This window comes from Pseudomonas sp. TJI-51 (assembly GCF_000190455.2).
In the GTDB taxonomy this organism is placed as follows: Bacteria; Pseudomonadota; Gammaproteobacteria; order Pseudomonadales; family Pseudomonadaceae; genus Aquipseudomonas; species Aquipseudomonas juntendi.
In genome coordinates this window covers 1-16,381 of the sequence record NZ_AEWE02000042.1, presented here as the reverse complement: position 1 = coordinate 16,381, position 16,381 = coordinate 1, and the positions used below count along the sequence as shown (strand labels likewise).

Sequence of the window (16,381 nt, the reverse complement as noted above, 5' to 3'; positions counted from 1 at the left end):
AGCTTCAAACACTTGACTCGCTGCGATCTCTCGTAGCGGGAGGCGAATCATACAGCGTTTAAAAGCGCTGTCAACCATCATCTCAACCGCTTTTGATCATTCGATCGTAGCCCTCACAGCGCCTTCCGAATCGATTAACTCATTGAATTTCAAGGAGTTTGTCGTTCCGTTGTCGCTGGAAGTGGGGCGCATTATAAGGGGATTCGAGAAGGCGTCAACCTTTAATTCAAATAAACTTTCAGGGCGCTTGAAAAGCAAAGCGGGGAGGCCTTTCGGCCTCCCCGCTTCTATATAGGTACACCGCCAGGCAATCACTCAGCCTTCAGCGTAACCCGCCCGAAGGACTTCTTACCCGCCTGGCACACATGCGTAGCACCCAGACCAAACAGGAAATCCTTGTCGACCACCACACCATCCACTTTCACTGCACCAGCACTCAGCAAGTCACGCGCCTGCGCCGAGTTCTTCACCAGGCCAGCACGGTTCAGAACCGCAGCGATAGGCAAGCCTTCCGCCGAAACCACCTCTACCTCCGGCAGGTCTTCAGGCAGCTCGCCTTCTTTCATACGGTTGCCCGCAGCACGGTGTGCATTGGCGGCAGCCTCCTCACCATGGAAACGCGCGACTATCTCTTCCGCCAGCTTGATCTTGATGTCTCGCGGGTTGGCGCCATTGGCCACATCGGCGCGGAACTGCTCAATCTCTTCCATGGAGCGGAAGCTCAGCAGCTCGAAGTAACGCCACATGAGCGTATCCGGGATCGACACCAGCTTGCTGTACATCACGCCCGGCGCTTCCTGGATACCGACATAGTTGCCCAGCGACTTGGACATTTTCTTCACACCGTCCAGCCCTTCGAGCAACGGCATGGTCACGATGTTCTGCGCTTCCTGGCCATAGGCACGCTGCAGTTCGCGCCCCATCAGCAGGTTGAACTTCTGGTCGGTACCACCCAGCTCGACGTCTGCTTTCAGCGCGACCGAATCGTAGCCCTGCACCAGCGGGTAGAGGAACTCGTGAATGGCAATCGGCTGGTTGGTGGTGTAGCGCTTGTCGAAGTCATCACGCTCGAGCATGCGCGCCACCGTGTACTGCGAGGCCAGGCGGATGAAGTCGGCCGGGGTCAGCTTGTCCATCCAGGTGGAGTTGAAGGCGACTTCGGTCTTGGCCGGATCAAGAATCTTGAACACCTGCTGCTTGTAGGTCTCGGCGTTGTCCAGCACCTGCTCACGAGTCAGCGGCGGACGCGTTGCGCTCTTGCCGCTTGGGTCGCCGATCATGCCGGTGAAGTCGCCGATCAGGAAGATGACCTGGTGGCCCAGCTCCTGGAACTGACGCAGCTTGTTGATCAGCACCGTGTGCCCCAGGTGCAGGTCCGGGGCGGTCGGGTCGAAGCCGGCCTTGATGCGCAGAGGCTGGCCGCGCTTGAGCTTCTCAACCAGTTCCGACTCGACCAGTACTTCTTCCGCACCGCGCTTGATAAGCGCCAGCTGCTCTTCAACCGACTTCATAGACAAACCCGCAAGGCTCAGATTCAGGGGGAGCCAACCATACAAGATCGGCCGTCAAATACAAGTTTTGCAAAGGAATGTGACCCGGGCACAGGCTTGCGACGTCTACGCGCCCTTGCGTGAAAGTGGATTTGGTTATATTTTATACAGTTATTTCATCTTCATCATGTCATTCATCTATTCCATTTCACCTTTTTCAAAGTCACCTTACCCATGACCAACGAACCGCCTAAAGCGCCACCGCTTTATCCGAAGAGCCACCTGTTGGCCGCCAGCGGCATTGCCGCCCTGCTCAGCCTGGCTTTGCTGGTATTTCCGTCCAGCGAAGTGGAAGCCAAGAAAACCACCCTCAACCTCGAGCTGGAAAGCCCTGCCGAACAATTGAAGGACGAAGCCCGCGCTGCGCCCATGGTGCAGGCACAGGGTGAGCAAGGCTCACCTTTCGCCCAGATAGAAGCAGCCACACCCGAAACCCAGAAAGCCGAGCAGCCAACGCAAGACGCCAAACAGGTCGCCGAAGCCGCCAAGCAACCAGGCCACCGCGAGGTTACCGTAGCGCGCGGCGATACCCTGTCCACGCTGTTTGCCAAGGTCGGCCTGCCAGCCAATGCCGTGCACGACCTGCTGGCCAGCAACAAGCAGGCCAAGCAGTTCACCCAACTCAAGCACGGCCAGGTCCTGCAGTTCGAACTCGACAAGGATGGCCAACTGGCCAGCCTGCACAGCAAGGTCAGCAACCTTGAAACCATCAGCCTGAGCAAAAGCGCCAAAGGCTTTACCTTCAACCGTGAAATCAGCAAGCCGGTGGTGCGTACTGCCTATGCCCACGGGGTCATCAAAAGCTCGCTGTCAGCCTCTGCCCAGCGTGCCGGCCTTTCCCACAGCATGACCATGGACATGGCGCGCGTGCTGGGCTACGACATCGACTTCGCCCAGGATATTCGCCCAGGCGACGAGTTCGACGTGGTCTACGAGCAGAAGGTGATGGATGGCAAGGTCGTCGGCACGGGCAATATCCTTTCGGCGCGCTTCACCAACCGTGGCAAAACCTACACTGCCGTGCGCTACACCAACAAGCAGGGCAACACTACCTACTACACTGCCGACGGCAACAGCCTGCGCAAAGCCTTCATCCGCACCCCGGTGGACTTCGCCCGTATCAGTTCGCGCTTCTCCGCCGGCCGCAAGCACCCGATCCTGAACAAGATTCGCGCGCACAAGGGCGTTGACTACGCAGCCCCACGCGGCACGCCTATCAAGGCAGCAGGCGACGGCCGCATCGAACTGGCCGGGCGCCGCGGCGGCTACGGCAACACCGTGATCATCCAGCACGGTAACCGCTACAAGACGCTGTATGGCCACATGCAGGGCTTTGCCAAAGGCATCAAGACCGGTAGCACCGTCAAGCAGGGCCAGATCATCGGTTACATCGGCACCACTGGCCTTTCCACCGGGCCTCATCTTCACTATGAGTTCCAGGTCAATGGCGTGCATGTCGACCCCCTGAGCCAGAAGGTGCCAATGGCCGACCCGATCGCCAAGAACGAGCGTCAACGCTTCTTGCAGCAGAGCCAGCCACTGATCGCCCGCATGGATCAGGAAAAGGCCACCCTGCTCGCCGCGAACAAGCGCTAAGCCATGGCGCTTTACCTGGGGGTGATGTCCGGTACCAGCCTGGATGGCCTGGACATCGCCTTGGTCGAACAAGGCGAGCAGCTTGAACTGCTCGCCACGCTCTACCTGCCAATGCCCGCCAGCCTGCGCCAGGACTTGCTTGCCCTGTGCAGCAGCGGCCCTGACGAAATCGCCCGGGCAGCATTGGCGGAAAATCACTGGGCCACCCTTGCGGCCGAGGGTATACGCCAGCTGCTCGCTCAGCAGGGCCTGCAGGCTGACGCCATACGCGCCATTGGTAGCCATGGTCAGACGGTCCGTCACGAACCCGCCCGCGGCTTCACCGTACAGATCGGTAACCCCGCGCTGCTCGCCGAGCTTACTGGTATCAGCGTGGTAGCCGACTTCCGCCGCCGCGATGTGGCCGCCGGCGGGCAAGGCGCGCCACTTGTCCCGGCCTTCCACGAAACCCTGTTCAGCCACCTGGGCCAACGGGTAGCAATTCTCAATGTGGGCGGTTTCAGCAACCTCAGCCTGATCGAGCGGGATGCACCGGTGCATGGCTTTGATTGTGGCCCAGGCAATGTTTTGCTGGATGCCTGGGTCGAGCGCAAACGCGGCCAGGCCTACGATGCCGACGGTGCCTGGGCTGCCACCGGCGTGGTGCAGGCCGATTTGCTGCACGCATTGATGAGCGACCCGTTCTTCGCGGGCAGCGGCCCCAAGAGTACCGGCCGTGAGGTGTTCAACCTGCCTTGGCTCGACCGCCACCTCGCCGGCCTGCCCGCCTACCGGGACGAGGATGTGCAGGCGACACTGCTGGAGTTGACCGCACGCAGCATCATCGACTCGCTGGAAAACGCGCAACAAGGCACCGAAGCACTGTTGGTCTGCGGTGGAGGCGCCCGCAACGGTGCGCTAATGGCCCGCCTCGGCCAACTGCTGCCCACTGCACGTGTTACAAGCACCAGTGCCCATGGCGTAGACCCTGACTGGGTCGAAGCCATGGCCTTCGCCTGGCTGGCCCATTGCTGCCTGGAGGGCATCGCCGCCAACCGCCCCAGCGTCACTGCCGCCAGGGGCCTGCGCATACTCGGTGCAATCTATCCGGCATGACACCCAGGCCAGAAAGCAAAACGCCGCGCAATTGCGCGGCGTTTTCGTATCGGCCCGAATTCAGATCGAGAACGACGACCCGCAACCGCAGGTGGTGGCGGCATTCGGGTTCTTGATCACAAAGCGCGAACCTTCCAGGCCTTCCTGGTAGTCCACTTCGGCACCGGCCAGGTACTGGAAGCTCATCGGGTCGACCACCAGGGAAACGCCTTCGCGCTCGACGATGGTGTCGTCTTCAGCCACGTCTTCATCGAAGGTGAAGCCGTACTGAAAGCCCGAGCAACCGCCACCGGTCACGAACACCCGCAGCTTCAGACGTTCATTGCCTTCCTCATTGACCAGGTTCTTCACCTTCTGGGCTGCGCCATGGGTGAATTCCAGGCCGGTAGGGGTGAAGGTTTCGACGCTCATGTTGATTCTCCCGGCGCGGTAGCCGCCATATAACTCTCGATGACGCGCATTATCCGCTTTCCCGAGAAAATTGGTCAACAATACGTAAGCCGCAAGCGACAACCTACACGCCGCAAGCTCCACCCGCAGGGGTGTTGCTCGCGGCGTCTGTCACGGCAGCAGGCCTGCGTGGGACAGGCCCATGCGCTCATCCAGTCCAAACAGGATGTTGAGGTTCTGCACTGCCTGCCCCGAAGCCCCCTTCACCAGGTTGTCGATCACCGACAGCACCACTACCAGGTCCCCGCCCTGCGGGCGATGAACGGCAATGCGGCAAACGTTGGCACCGCGCACGCTGCGGGTTTCCGGGTGGCTACCGGCCGGCATCACGTCGACGAACGGCTCATCGGCGTAGCGTTTCTCGAACAACGCCTGCAGGTCGACCGAAGTATCGGCCACGTTCGCGTACAGGGTAGCGTGGATACCACGGATCATCGGTGTCAGGTGCGGCACGAACGTCAGGCCGATGTCCTTGCCGGCCGCCTGGCGCAGGCCCTGGCTGATTTCCGGCAAGTGGCGATGCCCCTTGACGGCATAGGCCTTCATGCTTTCACCGGCTTCGCAGAACAGCGAACCCACTGCCGCACCACGCCCGGCGCCGCTGACACCCGACTTGCAGTCGGCGATCAGCCGCGCGGGGTCGGCCAGACCCGCTTCCAGTAACGGCAGGAAACCGAGCTGGGTGGCGGTCGGGTAGCAACCCGGCACGGCAATCAGGCGCGCCTGGCGAATCTTCTCGCGGTTCACTTCGGGCAGGCCATACACGGCGTCCTTGAGCAGTTCAGGCGCGCCATGCGGCTGACCGTACCACTTGCCCCACTCGGTGGCATCCTGCAGACGGAAGTCAGCCGACAGGTCGATCACCTTGGTACCCGCCGCCAGCAATTCGCCGGCCAGTGCGTGGGCAACGCCATGCGGTGTGGCGAAGAACACGACGTCGCAAGCAGCCAGCGCCTTGCTGTCGGGTACGCTGAACGCCAGCCCGTCATAGTGGCCGCGCAGGTTCGGGTACATGTCTGCCACCGCCACGCCCGCCTCCGAGCGCGAAGTGATGACAGCCACTTCGGCCTGTGGATGCTGTGCCAGCAGACGCAACAGTTCGACGCCGGTGTAACCGGTGCCGCCAACAATACCGACCTTGATCATAACGCTTGCCCCTTATCAACGAGCCGTCTGGAAAGCGCACGATAATAGGGGCGCGAGGCGCCTGTAACAACTCTTCGGGTGTCCCTTCCGGCGCCCGACCACTACTATCTGACGACCGTGATTACCTGAAGGAACACCCTCCATGCTTTACCTATGGATCAAAGCGCTGCATATCGTCAGCGTAGTCTGCTGGTTCGCCGGCCTGTTCTATCTGCCGCGGCTGTTCGTGTACCACGCCCAGAGCCAGGACAGCATCAGCCAGGAACGCTTCGTGACCATGGAGCGCAAGCTCTACCGCGGCATCATGAACCCCGCAATGGTCGCCACCTATGTGTTTGGCGCCTGGATGCTCTACCTCAACCCCGGCTGGCTGAGCCAGGGCTGGCTGCATGCCAAGCTGACCCTGGTAATCCTGCTCACCGGCTACCATCACGTGTGTGGCGCCCAGCGCAAACGCTTCGCCAGCGGCACCAACACACGCAGCCACGTCTATTATCGCTGGTTCAACGAAGTGCCCGTGCTCATCCTGCTGGGCATCGTGATTCTGGTGGTGGTCAAGCCGTTCTGACACAGCCACCTCAACTATCAGCAAGCCCAGCCGCGCTGCCAGGCCATTGGCCCCCGGGCCTTGTAGCAAAACGCAGCACCTGGCACGGGCACGCTGTACACTAGGCGCCCTCTTCCGCCCCCAGGAGCCTTGCATGTCCCGTTACGCCATGATCACTGGTGCTTCCAGCGGCCTGGGCCTGGCCCTGGCGGAAGCGCTGGCACGGCGTGGACGCAACCTGATCCTGGTGGCACGCCAGCGCGAAACGCTGGAACCGGTCGCCATCGAGCTGACCCAACGCTTTGGCGTAGAGGTACTGTTCCGCGCCTGCGACCTCAGCCAGCCGCTGCGCCTGTCAGGTTTCGTGCTGGAGCTGGAAGAAGGCGAGCGGCGCATCGACCTGCTGGTCAACTGTGCCGGTTTGCGCACCTACGGCCCATTCCTGGCCCATGAGTGGGCCGACGAGCAAGACCTGCTCGAGGTCAACGTGCTGGCCATGAGCCGGCTATGCCATGCAATCGGCAACCTGATGGCCGTGCAGGGTGGCGGGCAGATCCTCAACGTTGCAGGCCTGGCCGGGGTCGCACCTGGGCCATGGATGGCGGCCTATGCCGCCAGCAAAGCCTACGTGCTGAGCTTTTCCCAGGCACTGCGTGAGGAGCTCAAGCGCGCCGGCATCAAGGTCTCGGTACTGTGCCCCGGCCCGGTATGCTCTGCACGGCGGCGCATCCCCCGCCTGGATGGCAAGCCACGCTGCCTGAGCCCCGAGGAAGTGGCCCTGTACACGGTGCGGGCGCTGGACAAGAACCGCGCCCTGATCATGCCAGGGCGGCGCAACCGCTGGCTGGCCTTCGCCCCCCGTCTGCTGCCACGCTGGCTGGTACGCAAACTGGCCGGCGCCATTCACCGCCGCTATTGCCCGGCCGGCATGGAATAGCCACTGGGCGATTGGCGCCTGGCTGAGTACACTCGGCCCGACCCTCACCATGGAGCAAGTGCTGTGGACGATTTATTCATCAAGATCATCAACCGGGAAATCCCGGCGAAGATCATTTACGAGGACGACCAGGTTCTGGCGTTCCACGATATCGCCCCTCAGGCGCCCGTGCACTTTTTGGTTATCCCTAAAAAGCACATCCGCACCCTCAACGACCTGACGGAAGAGGACAAAGGCCTGGCTGGCCACATCCTGTTCACCGCCCAGCGCCTGGCCAAGGAACTTGGCTGTGATGGCGGTTTCCGCGTGGTCATGAACTGCAACGAGCAGGGCGGCCAGACCGTCTACCACATCCATATGCACGTGCTCGGCCAGCGCCAGATGAACTGGCCGCCGGGCTGATCCACGGCAAGCGACCCCGCCGCTATTGCGGTAAACTGTCGGGCACATTCTTGCGGAGGTGCCCGATGGCTACCGAACGTCACTACTCGCCGCTCGACCGCTTGTTGCTGCAGGCCGATACCGCCATGCGCACCTTGCTGCCCTTCAGCGGCCAACCCGCCCGGCCGTCACCGGCCATCATCCAGCCAGACGCCACCCTGGACGAACAGCAGACCCGCCACATTGCCGGCCTGATGCGCATCAACCATACCGGTGAAGTCTGCGCCCAGGCGCTGTACCAGGGTCAGGCCCTGACGGCGAAGCTGCCCCAAGTGCGCAAGGCCATGGAGCATGCCGCCGAGGAAGAAATCGACCACCTGGCGTGGTGCGAGCAACGCATTCGCCAGCTGAACAGCCACCCAAGCGTGCTCAACCCCCTGTTCTATGGCATGTCCTTCGGCATTGGCGCACTGGCCGGGCTGGTCAGCGACAAGGTCAGCCTGGGTTTCGTCGCCGCCACCGAGCACCAGGTATGCAAGCACCTGGACGAACACCTTGAGCAGTTGCCGCAAGAAGACGAAAAGTCCCGCGCCATTCTCGAGCAGATGCGCGTCGACGAAGAGCAGCACGCCGAGTCCGCCCTGGAAGCCGGTGGCTACCGTTTCCCTGCTCCTGTGCGCTTCGGTATGAGCTTGCTGGCCAAGGTCATGACCAAGAGCACCTACCGCATCTGAAGGCTGCCCCATGACGGACCGAATCGACGCCAAGGACCTGGCGCGAGCCGTGCAAGCCGGCGTTCTCCAGCCTGGCCAGGACCAGGCCCTGCTGGCGTTCCTGCGCCAGCAACCGCCAGCACGCGGTACCTTTCAGCTGGCCCATGTCGCCTTCTACTTCGGCGCCATGCTGATCATGGCGGCCATGGGCTGGTTGCTCACCGAGGCCTGGATGAGCATCGGCGACGCCGCACTGCTGGGCATCGCCAGCCTGTACATCGGGCTGATCACCTTGTTTGCCCTCAACTTGCAGCGGCGTGCGCAGCCCGTAGCCGCCGGGGTACTGGCCGCCGTCGCGGTCAGTATCGTGCCGCTGGCAGTGTTCGCCATCGAACGCTTGGCGGGTTGGTGGCCAATGGATGACACCCAGGCCAACTACCACCACTACTACACCTACGTGCAAGGCGGCTGGCTGGCGATGGAGGCGGCCACAGTAGTGGCCGGTTTGCTGATGCTGCGGTTGATCCCTTACCCGTTCATCGTCATGCCGATCGCCGTGGCCTTATGGTTCATGACGATGGACCTGACTGAGTGGTTCTTCGGCTCGCCGTTCAGCTGGGCGCAGCGCCGTGAGGTTTCGCTGTGGTTCGGCCTGGGAATGCTGGTGGTGTTCCTGCTGGTGGACGGCCGTACACGCGAGGACTATGCCCGCTGGGGGTACCTGGCAGGGCTGGCGGCATTCTGGGGCGGGCTGACGCTATTGGACAGCGGCAGCGAGCTGGGCAAGGCGCTGTACTGCCTGATAAACATTGCGCTGATGGGCATGGCAGTGCTGCTGCGCCGGCCGGTGTTCATGGTGTTCGGCGCGCTGGGGGTTGCGGCCTACCTGGGCTACCTGGCGTATGAGGTATTCGCACAATCGCTGCTGTTCCCGGTCGTGGTGACGCTGATCGGGCTGGGGGTCATCTGGCTGGGGCTGGTCTACCAGAAGCGCCGGGAGCGGTTGAGCCGCGCAATGCGCAGCGGCTTGCCGGCATGGCTTCGCTCTGCATTGCCGGCCCTGCGCAACTGATGGTGTCGGGGCCGCTTGGCGGCCCCAAAAAACCCGGCTTCAACCCAACTCTACAATCTCGTACCCGTGGGTGATTTCGACCCCGGCACGCTCGAGCATGATCGACGCAGAGCAGTACTTCTCTGCCGACAGCTCTACCGCGCGCTTGACCTGCGCTTCTTTCAGCCCGCGCCCCTTAACGACGAAGTTCATGTGGATCTTGGTGAACACTTTCGGGTCTTCACTGGCGCGCTCGGCTTCCAGAAACGCCTCGCAGCTCTCCACCGCCTGGCGCGACTTCTTCAGAATGCTGACCACGTCAAAGCTGCTGCAGCCACCCAACCCCAACAGCAGCATCTCCATAGGGCGCACACCCAGGTTGCGGCCGCCGGCCTCGGGCGGGCCATCCATCACGACGACATGGCCGCTGCCCGATTCGCCGAGAAACATTGCCTCACCGGCCCACTGGATACGTGCCTTCATCTACCTGGACTCCTGATATTCGGAAAAGGGTGTCAGCTTAGACCTTGTGTGGCTGTGGGAAAAGTACGAGAGGACTCGGTTTAGTACCGAAACATCTTGTAGTGTCTGATAAGCTGGCGCCAAATGACTGGCGCCTGCCGCTGTCGATCTACAAAAATACCCAAGCCTCGTATCGAACAGGACTTCGTGATGGTTGCCTCTGCCCTACCCGCAAAGATCAAGAACATCGACAAGTTGCTGGTGCACTGCCAGCGCCGCCGCTTCACCGCAAAAAGCAACATCATCTGCGCTGGCGACCGGGCCGAAACACTGTCGTTCATCATCAAGGGGTCGGTCACCATCATCATCGAAGACGATGACGGTCATGAAATGATCATCGCCTACCTCAACCCGGGCGATTTCTTTGGCGAGCTGGGGCTGTTCGAGCCCGTTGAGGGTGAGCAGCAGCGCAGCGCCTGGGTACGGGCGAAGACGGAATGCGAAGTGGCCGAGATCAGTTACGAGAAATTTCGCGAAGTGGCGCGCCAGGACCCGGAAATTCTCTACGCCCTGGGCAGCCAGATGGCCCAACGCCTTCGTAATACCACACGCAAGGTCGGCGACCTGGCGTTCTTCGACGTAACCGGCCGCGTCGCCCGCTGCCTGCTGGAGCTGTGCAAGCAGCCCGACGCCATGACCCATCCGGATGGCATGCAGATCAAGATCACCCGCCAGGAAATCGGCCGCATCGTCGGTTGCTCGCGGGAAATGGTCGGCCGCGTGCTCAAAGACCTCGAAGAGCGCAGCCTGGTCCATGTCAAAGGCAAGACCATGGTGGTCTACGGTACCCGCTAATCCCTGGGCAGGTCGGCCAAGACCTTGGCGTAAGCTTGCGAGAGGCGCTGGAACCAGGGCACTGCGGGCGCCACTTCGTGCAAGGCAATGTGTGCGTCGGCGCGGCAACGCTGCTCAAGCGCGCAGCACTCGTTGAAACGGTTGACCGCCGCCACCATCGCCTCACGTTCGTTGTCCAGCAACAACGCGCCGTGCACCAGTACCACCGGGCGTTTGCCGCCCAGGCCCTGGCGCCATCGCTGGGCGGTACCGACCAGCTTGCGGCCGTTGAGGTTGACGTTGTAACGGCCATCGCAGAAGGCGCCGTCGATTTCCCCCACCGACGCTACCCCGCCCCACTCGCGCAACACATCGCACAGTGGCAGGCACAGGCGCTCATAAGCGGTTTCGATACGGCCATGGTCGCCTTCGCTGCGCGGCGCGGCATAGACCAGCGCCACGTTCACGGTGGCATGCGACTGCGGGACCGGCTCACCGCCGGTTTCACGCAGCAATACCGGCCAACCGGCGATCGCCAGTTCTGCGCAGGCTGTTTCGAAATTGGCTAGCCGGCTCATGCGCCGGGGCATCACCAAGGCATGGTCAGTGGGGCGCCAGAACAGCACACCACTCTCACGTTCGCCGCGGCAAACGGCGGCCAGCAGGTCCTGTTCGGCGTGCAAGCCCTGCTCGACAGTCAGGGCCAGGGGTTGATCGCTCATTGCTCCACCTTGGATGTTGTTTTCAAGGGCCTCTTGCCGGGCCCGTAAAAAAGCCGGCAATCACGCCGGCTTCATTGCAATCAGTCCAGTTGCTGAACAGTTTTCTTCACCTGGTCCGGGAAGAACAGCCGCTGCAGCTCCAGCCCAGGTTGTTCGGCGCGCATGAATGCCTCACCCACCAGGAACGAATAAACGTCATTGATCGCCATCAGCTCGACATCGGCCCGGTTCAAGATACCGCTCTCGGTAATTGCCAGGCGATCACGCGGTATGCGCGGCAGCAGGTCGAGGGTGGTTTCCAGGCTGACTTCAAAGGTGTGCAGGTTGCGGTTGTTCACGCCCACCAGCGGTGTATCCAGGGTTTTCAGCGCACGCTCCAGCTCATCGCCATCGTGCACTTCTACCAGTACATCGAGGCCGACGTCATTGGCGGTGGCGGCCAGTTCGGCCATCTTCACGTCATCCAGCGCCGACACAATCAGCAGCACGCAGTCCGCACCCAAGGCCCGCGCCTCGACGATCTGGTACGGGTCGATCATGAAATCCTTGCGGATCACAGGCAGGGAAACCGCCGCACGTGCCTGCTGCAAGTACTCATCGGCACCCAGGAAGTAGTCCACATCGGTCAGCACCGACAGGCAGGTAGCACCGCCCTTCTCATAGCTGACAGCGATTTCCGCCGGCCTGAAGTCTTCACGGATCACGCCCTTGCTGGGCGAGGCCTTCTTGATTTCGGCAATCACCGCAGGCTGCTTGCGCTTGGCCTGCTCGATCAAGGCATTGGCAAAGCCCCGGGGAGCGTCAGCGGCCTTGGCCAGGCCCTCCAGTTCGCGAAGGCTGACCCGCGCGCTGCGCTCGGCCACTTCCTGGAACTTGCGGGCAATGATCTTTTCCAGCACCGTCGGCACGCTCATGCTTCGTTCTCCACCTTGAATACTGCAGTAAATGCACCCAATTCCTGCAGCTTTTCCCAGGCCAGGCCGGTGTGCAGTACGTCATGGGCCAGTTCCACACCGGCTTTCAGGCTCATGGCATGGTCAGCGGCATACAGCGCCGCACCGGCATTGAGCACGATCATCTCGGCAGCTTTCTGGCCGTTTTCAGTCTTGCGCCGGCCCAGTGCATCACGGATCAGTTCCAGTGACGCCTGCGGGCTCTCAACGGCCAGGCCATGCAGGCTCTGGCTTTTCAGGCCGAGGTCTTCCGGCTCGACCCAGTATTCGGTGATCTGGTCGTTCTTCAGCTCGGCCACAAAGGTGGGGGCAGCCAGGCTGAACTCATCCAGGCCATCCTTTGAGTGCACCACCAGCACATGCTTGCTGCCCAGGCGCTGCAGCACCTCGGCCAACGGCCGGCACAGGGCCTGAGCGAACACGCCGACCACCTGGTGTTTCACCCCGGCCGGATTCGTAAGCGGGCCGAGCATGTTGAACAGGGTACGCATACCCAGCTCGCGGCGCGGGCCAGCGGCGTGCTTCATTGCCGAGTGATGGCTTTGCGCGAACATGAAGCCGATCCCCAGGCTGTCTATGCAGCGGCCCACTTGCGTTGGCGTCAGGTTCAGGTAGATGCCGGCAGCTTCCAGCAAGTCGGCACTGCCGCTCTTGCCCGACACCGCGCGGTTGCCATGCTTGGCCACTGGGCAGCCCGCCGCCGCCAGCACGAACGACGAAGCGGTGGAAACGTTGAAGATGTTGGCACCGTCACCGCCGGTACCGACGATATCCACCACACCCTCCAGGCTCTGCAGCTCGACCTTGTCGGCCAGCTCGCGCATCACCGATACCGCGCCCACGATCTCGTCGATGCTCTCGCTTTTCATGCGCATGCCCATCAGGAAGGCGCCGATCTGCGCCTCGCTGCACTGGCCTGTCATGATCTGGCGCATCACATCGCGCATTTCTTCGGTCGAAAGGTCCAGCTGGCCAACGATACGGCTCAGCGCGCTTTTGATGTCCATATTCAATCCTTAGCGGCGGCCGCCGGTCTGCTTGAGGAAGTTGGCGAACAGCTCGTGGCCCTGCTCGGTGAGGATCGACTCAGGGTGGAACTGCACCCCTTCGATGTTCAGCGTTTTGTGTCGCAGGCCCATGATCTCGTCGACCGAACCATCTGCATGGGCCGTCCAGGCGGTCACTTCCAGGCAGTCAGGCAAGGTGTCGCGCTTGACCACCAGCGAGTGGTAGCGGGTCACCGTCAGCGGGTTGTTGAGGCCGGCAAACACGCCGAGGTCGCGGTGGAGTACCGGGCTGGTCTTGCCATGCATCACCTGGCGAGCCCGGACCACGTCACCGCCAAAGGCCTGGCCGATGGACTGGTGGCCCAGGCATACGCCGAGGATCGGCAGCTTGCCGGCGAAATGCAGGATGGCCTCGATGGACACGCCCGCCTCGCTCGGCGTGCACGGGCCAGGGGAGACGACGATCCGCTCGGGGTTCAGGGCTTCGATCTGGGCAATGGTCAGTTCGTCATTGCGAACGACCTTGACCTCGGCACCCAGCTCGCCAAGGTACTGCACAACGTTGTAAGTAAATGAGTCGTAGTTGTCGATCATCAGTAACATGGTGTTAAACCTCTTGAACTTACTGACTTCAAATTCGAACCTCCCTCTGCCCGCCATAGCGGTGGCTGTGCCACTTGAGGGCGAGGAACAGGAAGGCAAACAGGGGCGGGCCGGACTGGCCGGCAGGGGATAAAGTCAGGCGCGCCAACGCCAACGGGCGTGGGCCTTGATTACGCGCATCAAGAGTTTGCTGACGATCAACACAGGGTAGGTCTCGCTCATACGTCACGGCACAGTAGCCTACCGGCGCGGCGGGCGCAATATGCCTGTAAACACGGGGAAACGAATGGACTTGGGAGCGAAGCCCCACGATTTGCTAATGTCGATCAGGTTGTTCTCATAAAAACAAAGAAAAGGATGTTCCGCGATGAGAAAAGCTCCACTTTTGCGCTTTGCCTTCGCTTCATTAGCCTTGGCCTGCAGCCAGGCCTTTGCCGCCCCCTCGCCCTATTCCACGCTGATCGTATTCGGCGACAGCCTGGCAGATACCGGGCAGTTCCCCGACCTGACAGGTGGCACCTCCGGCGCACGCTTCACCAACCGTGAGGCCGATGGCAATTTTGCCCCGGTGTCGCCGATGATCCTCGGTGGCCGTTTGGGCTTAGACCCCAATGCGCTGAACCCCTCCACCTCCGTCGGTGTACGCCCCGACGGCAACAACTGGGCGGTAGGGGGCTACACCACGCAACAGATTCTTGATTCGATCACCGAAACCTCCAGAACCGTCATTCCACCCGGCAACCCAGGCGCCGGGACGGTGTTGCGAGAGAAGCCTGGCTACCTGGCCAACGGGCTGCGCGCCGACTCCAATGCCCTGTACTACCTGACCGGCGGCGGCAACGACTTTCTGCAAGGCCTGGTCAACAGCCCGGCCGACGCAATGGCGGCCGGCGCTCGGCTGGCCGCCAGCGCTCAGGCCCTGCAACAGGGCGGCGCACGCTACATCATGGTCTGGCTGCTACCCGACCTTGGTCAAACACCGAACTTCAGCGGCACGCCGCAACAGAACCCGCTGTCGTTGCTGTCCGGGGCGTTCAATCAATCCCTGCTGGGCCAGCTGAGGCAGATCGATGCCCAGGTCATCCCCCTGAACATCCCTGTGTTGCTGAGCGAGGCCTTGGCCAGCCCCAGCCAGTTCGGCCTGGCACCTGACCAGAACCTGGTCGGCACTTGCTACAGCGGGCAAGGCTGCGTGGGCAACCCGGTCTATGGCATCGACGGCACCACGCCAGACCCGACCCGGCTACTGTTCAACGATTCGGTGCACCCGACCATCGCCGGCCAGCAACTGATTGCCGACTACGCCTACTCGATCCTGTCCGCGCCCTGGGAACTGTCCCTGCTGCCGGAAATGGCCCACGCCAGTCTGCGTGCCCACCAGGATGAATTGCGCAGCCAATGGCAAACGCCATGGCAGGCGATCGGCCAGTGGCAAGCGTTTGTCAGCAGCGGCGCCCAGGACCTGGACTTCGACAGCCAGGGCAGCGCGGCCAGCGGCGATGGCCGGGGCTACAACCTGACCGTGGGTGGCAGCTACCGCCTGAACGATGCCTGGCGCCTGGGGCTGGCGGGCGGCGTCTACCGGCAGAAACTGGAAGCAGGCACGCAAGATTCGGACTACAAGCTCGACAGCTACCTGGCCAGCGCCTTCGCCCAGTACCGGCAGGACCGCTGGTGGGCCGATGCTGCGCTGACAGCCGGGCACCTGGACTATAGCGACCTCAAGCGCACCTTTGCCCTGGGCGTGAACGACCGTAGCGAAAAGGCCGACACCGACGGTGAAGCCTGGGCTATGTCCGCACGGCTGGGCTACAACCTGGCGGCGGACAGCAGCAACTGGCAACTGGCGCCGTTCATCAGCGCCGACTATGCGCGGGTCAAGGTGGACGGCTACGACGAGAAGAGCGGGCGCTCCACAGCCCTGGGTTTCGATGACCAGGAGCGCACGTCTCGCCGCCTGGGCGTGGGGCTGCTGGGCAGCGTGCAGGTGCTGCCCTCTACCCGGCTGTTCGCCGAGGTGGCGCAAGAGCATGAGTTCGAGGATGACCAGCAGGACGTGACCATGCACCTGACCAGCTTGCCGGCGAATGACTTCACCCTGACCGGGTATACGCCACACAGCGACCTGACCCGGGCCAGCCTGGGGGTAAGCCATGAAGTGGTGGCGGGGGTGCATTTGCGCGGCAACTACAATTGGCGCAAGAGTGATGAGCTGACGCAGCAGGGGGTGAGTCTGGGGGTTAGCGTCGATTTCTAGGGCCTGTCCCGGCCCCATCGCCGGCAAGCCACAGGTGTCGCATCAGGGCTGATAGGTGTTTGTCACAAGATATGCAG

The 16,381-nt window shown here is 62.2% G+C and carries 17 protein-coding genes; 9 read left to right on the top strand and 8 right to left on the bottom strand.

What is annotated here, in order from left to right; all coding sequences use genetic code 11:
* Positions 1 to 311: 311 nt before the first annotated feature.
* Positions 312 to 1,511 carry a tyrosine--tRNA ligase gene (gene tyrS, locus G1E_RS09760; protein ID WP_009681267.1) on the bottom strand — a complete coding sequence of 400 codons (1,200 nt, stop codon included), beginning with the start codon at positions 1,509 to 1,511 and terminating at the stop codon, positions 312 to 314.
* A gap of 213 nt (positions 1,512 to 1,724) precedes the next feature.
* Between tyrS and G1E_RS09755 the strand changes: the two genes are divergently transcribed.
* Positions 1,725 to 3,146 (top strand): peptidoglycan DD-metalloendopeptidase family protein, encoded by a 1,422-nt coding sequence (locus G1E_RS09755; RefSeq protein ID WP_009681266.1) that lies wholly within the window; start codon positions 1,725 to 1,727, stop codon positions 3,144 to 3,146.
* A 3-nt stretch (positions 3,147 to 3,149) separates the two neighbouring features.
* Complete coding sequence (locus G1E_RS09750) at positions 3,150 to 4,241, top strand: anhydro-N-acetylmuramic acid kinase (RefSeq protein WP_009681265.1); 1,092 nt, start codon at positions 3,150 to 3,152, stop codon at positions 4,239 to 4,241.
* A 60-nt stretch (positions 4,242 to 4,301) separates the two neighbouring features.
* Here the strand turns inward: G1E_RS09750 and erpA are convergent, their stop codons facing one another.
* Positions 4,302 to 4,652 carry an iron-sulfur cluster insertion protein ErpA gene (gene erpA / locus G1E_RS09745; RefSeq protein WP_003255511.1) on the bottom strand — a complete coding sequence of 117 codons (351 nt, stop codon included), beginning with the start codon at positions 4,650 to 4,652 and terminating at the stop codon, positions 4,302 to 4,304.
* Between the two features lie 150 nt (positions 4,653 to 4,802).
* The gene (argC, locus tag G1E_RS09740; protein WP_009681264.1) at positions 4,803 to 5,837 is read right to left on the bottom strand and encodes an N-acetyl-gamma-glutamyl-phosphate reductase; all 1,035 of its coding nucleotides are present in this window, start codon (positions 5,835 to 5,837) and stop codon (positions 4,803 to 4,805) included.
* A gap of 142 nt (positions 5,838 to 5,979) precedes the next feature.
* On the opposite strand from argC, the gene hemJ reads away from it, so the two are divergent.
* From hemJ to G1E_RS09715, 5 genes are all read left to right on the top strand, one after another.
* A complete protein-coding gene (gene hemJ / locus G1E_RS09735; RefSeq protein WP_009681263.1) occupies positions 5,980 to 6,405 on the top strand; it encodes a protoporphyrinogen oxidase HemJ in 426 nt (141 codons plus the stop codon).
* A 133-nt stretch (positions 6,406 to 6,538) separates the two neighbouring features.
* Entirely contained in the window at positions 6,539 to 7,321 is a 783-nt protein-coding gene (locus G1E_RS09730; protein WP_009681262.1) for an SDR family oxidoreductase, read from the top strand.
* A 63-nt stretch (positions 7,322 to 7,384) separates the two neighbouring features.
* Entirely contained in the window at positions 7,385 to 7,723 is a 339-nt protein-coding gene (locus G1E_RS09725; protein ID WP_009681261.1) for a histidine triad nucleotide-binding protein, read from the top strand.
* A 65-nt stretch (positions 7,724 to 7,788) separates the two neighbouring features.
* On the top strand, positions 7,789 to 8,436 hold the full coding sequence (gene coq7 / locus G1E_RS09720; protein WP_009681260.1) for a 2-polyprenyl-3-methyl-6-methoxy-1,4-benzoquinone monooxygenase: 648 nt from the start codon (positions 7,789 to 7,791) through the stop codon (positions 8,434 to 8,436).
* Positions 8,437 to 8,446: 10 nt separating this feature from the next.
* The gene (locus G1E_RS09715) at positions 8,447 to 9,487 is read left to right on the top strand and encodes a hypothetical protein (protein ID WP_009681259.1); all 1,041 of its coding nucleotides are present in this window, start codon (positions 8,447 to 8,449) and stop codon (positions 9,485 to 9,487) included.
* A gap of 39 nt (positions 9,488 to 9,526) precedes the next feature.
* On the opposite strand, the gene G1E_RS09710 is transcribed toward G1E_RS09715, so the two are convergent.
* Positions 9,527 to 9,949: an OsmC family protein gene (locus G1E_RS09710; RefSeq protein ID WP_004376171.1), complete on the bottom strand. Its 423-nt coding sequence runs from the start codon at positions 9,947 to 9,949 to the stop codon at positions 9,527 to 9,529.
* 189 nt (positions 9,950 to 10,138) lie between these two features.
* On the opposite strand from G1E_RS09710, the gene crp reads away from it, so the two are divergent.
* Complete coding sequence (gene crp / locus G1E_RS09705) at positions 10,139 to 10,783, top strand: cAMP-activated global transcriptional regulator CRP (RefSeq protein ID WP_009681258.1); 645 nt, start codon at positions 10,139 to 10,141, stop codon at positions 10,781 to 10,783.
* Here crp and G1E_RS09700 read toward each other — a convergent pair.
* The 4 genes from G1E_RS09700 to G1E_RS09685 all read right to left on the bottom strand — a co-directional run bounded on the left by G1E_RS09700 (position 10,780) and on the right by G1E_RS09685 (position 14,047).
* Positions 10,780 to 11,484, bottom strand: a complete 705-nt coding sequence (locus G1E_RS09700) for a lipoate--protein ligase family protein (protein WP_009681257.1) — start codon at positions 11,482 to 11,484, stop codon at positions 10,780 to 10,782. The genes crp and G1E_RS09700 overlap by 4 nt on opposite strands.
* An 80-nt stretch (positions 11,485 to 11,564) precedes the next feature.
* Positions 11,565 to 12,398 (bottom strand): indole-3-glycerol phosphate synthase TrpC, encoded by an 834-nt coding sequence (gene trpC / locus G1E_RS09695; RefSeq protein ID WP_009681256.1) that lies wholly within the window; start codon positions 12,396 to 12,398, stop codon positions 11,565 to 11,567.
* The gene (gene trpD / locus G1E_RS09690) at positions 12,395 to 13,444 is read right to left on the bottom strand and encodes an anthranilate phosphoribosyltransferase (protein ID WP_009681255.1); all 1,050 of its coding nucleotides are present in this window, start codon (positions 13,442 to 13,444) and stop codon (positions 12,395 to 12,397) included. The genes trpC and trpD overlap by 4 nt, the downstream gene beginning before the upstream one ends.
* Positions 13,445 to 13,453: 9 nt before the next feature.
* On the bottom strand, positions 13,454 to 14,047 hold the full coding sequence (locus G1E_RS09685; RefSeq protein ID WP_009681254.1) for an aminodeoxychorismate/anthranilate synthase component II: 594 nt from the start codon (positions 14,045 to 14,047) through the stop codon (positions 13,454 to 13,456).
* 367 nt (positions 14,048 to 14,414) lie between these two features.
* On the opposite strand from G1E_RS09685, the gene estP reads away from it, so the two are divergent.
* The gene (estP, locus tag G1E_RS09680) at positions 14,415 to 16,304 is read left to right on the top strand and encodes an esterase EstP (protein WP_009681252.1); all 1,890 of its coding nucleotides are present in this window, start codon (positions 14,415 to 14,417) and stop codon (positions 16,302 to 16,304) included.
* Positions 16,305 to 16,381: the final 77 nt, after the last annotated feature.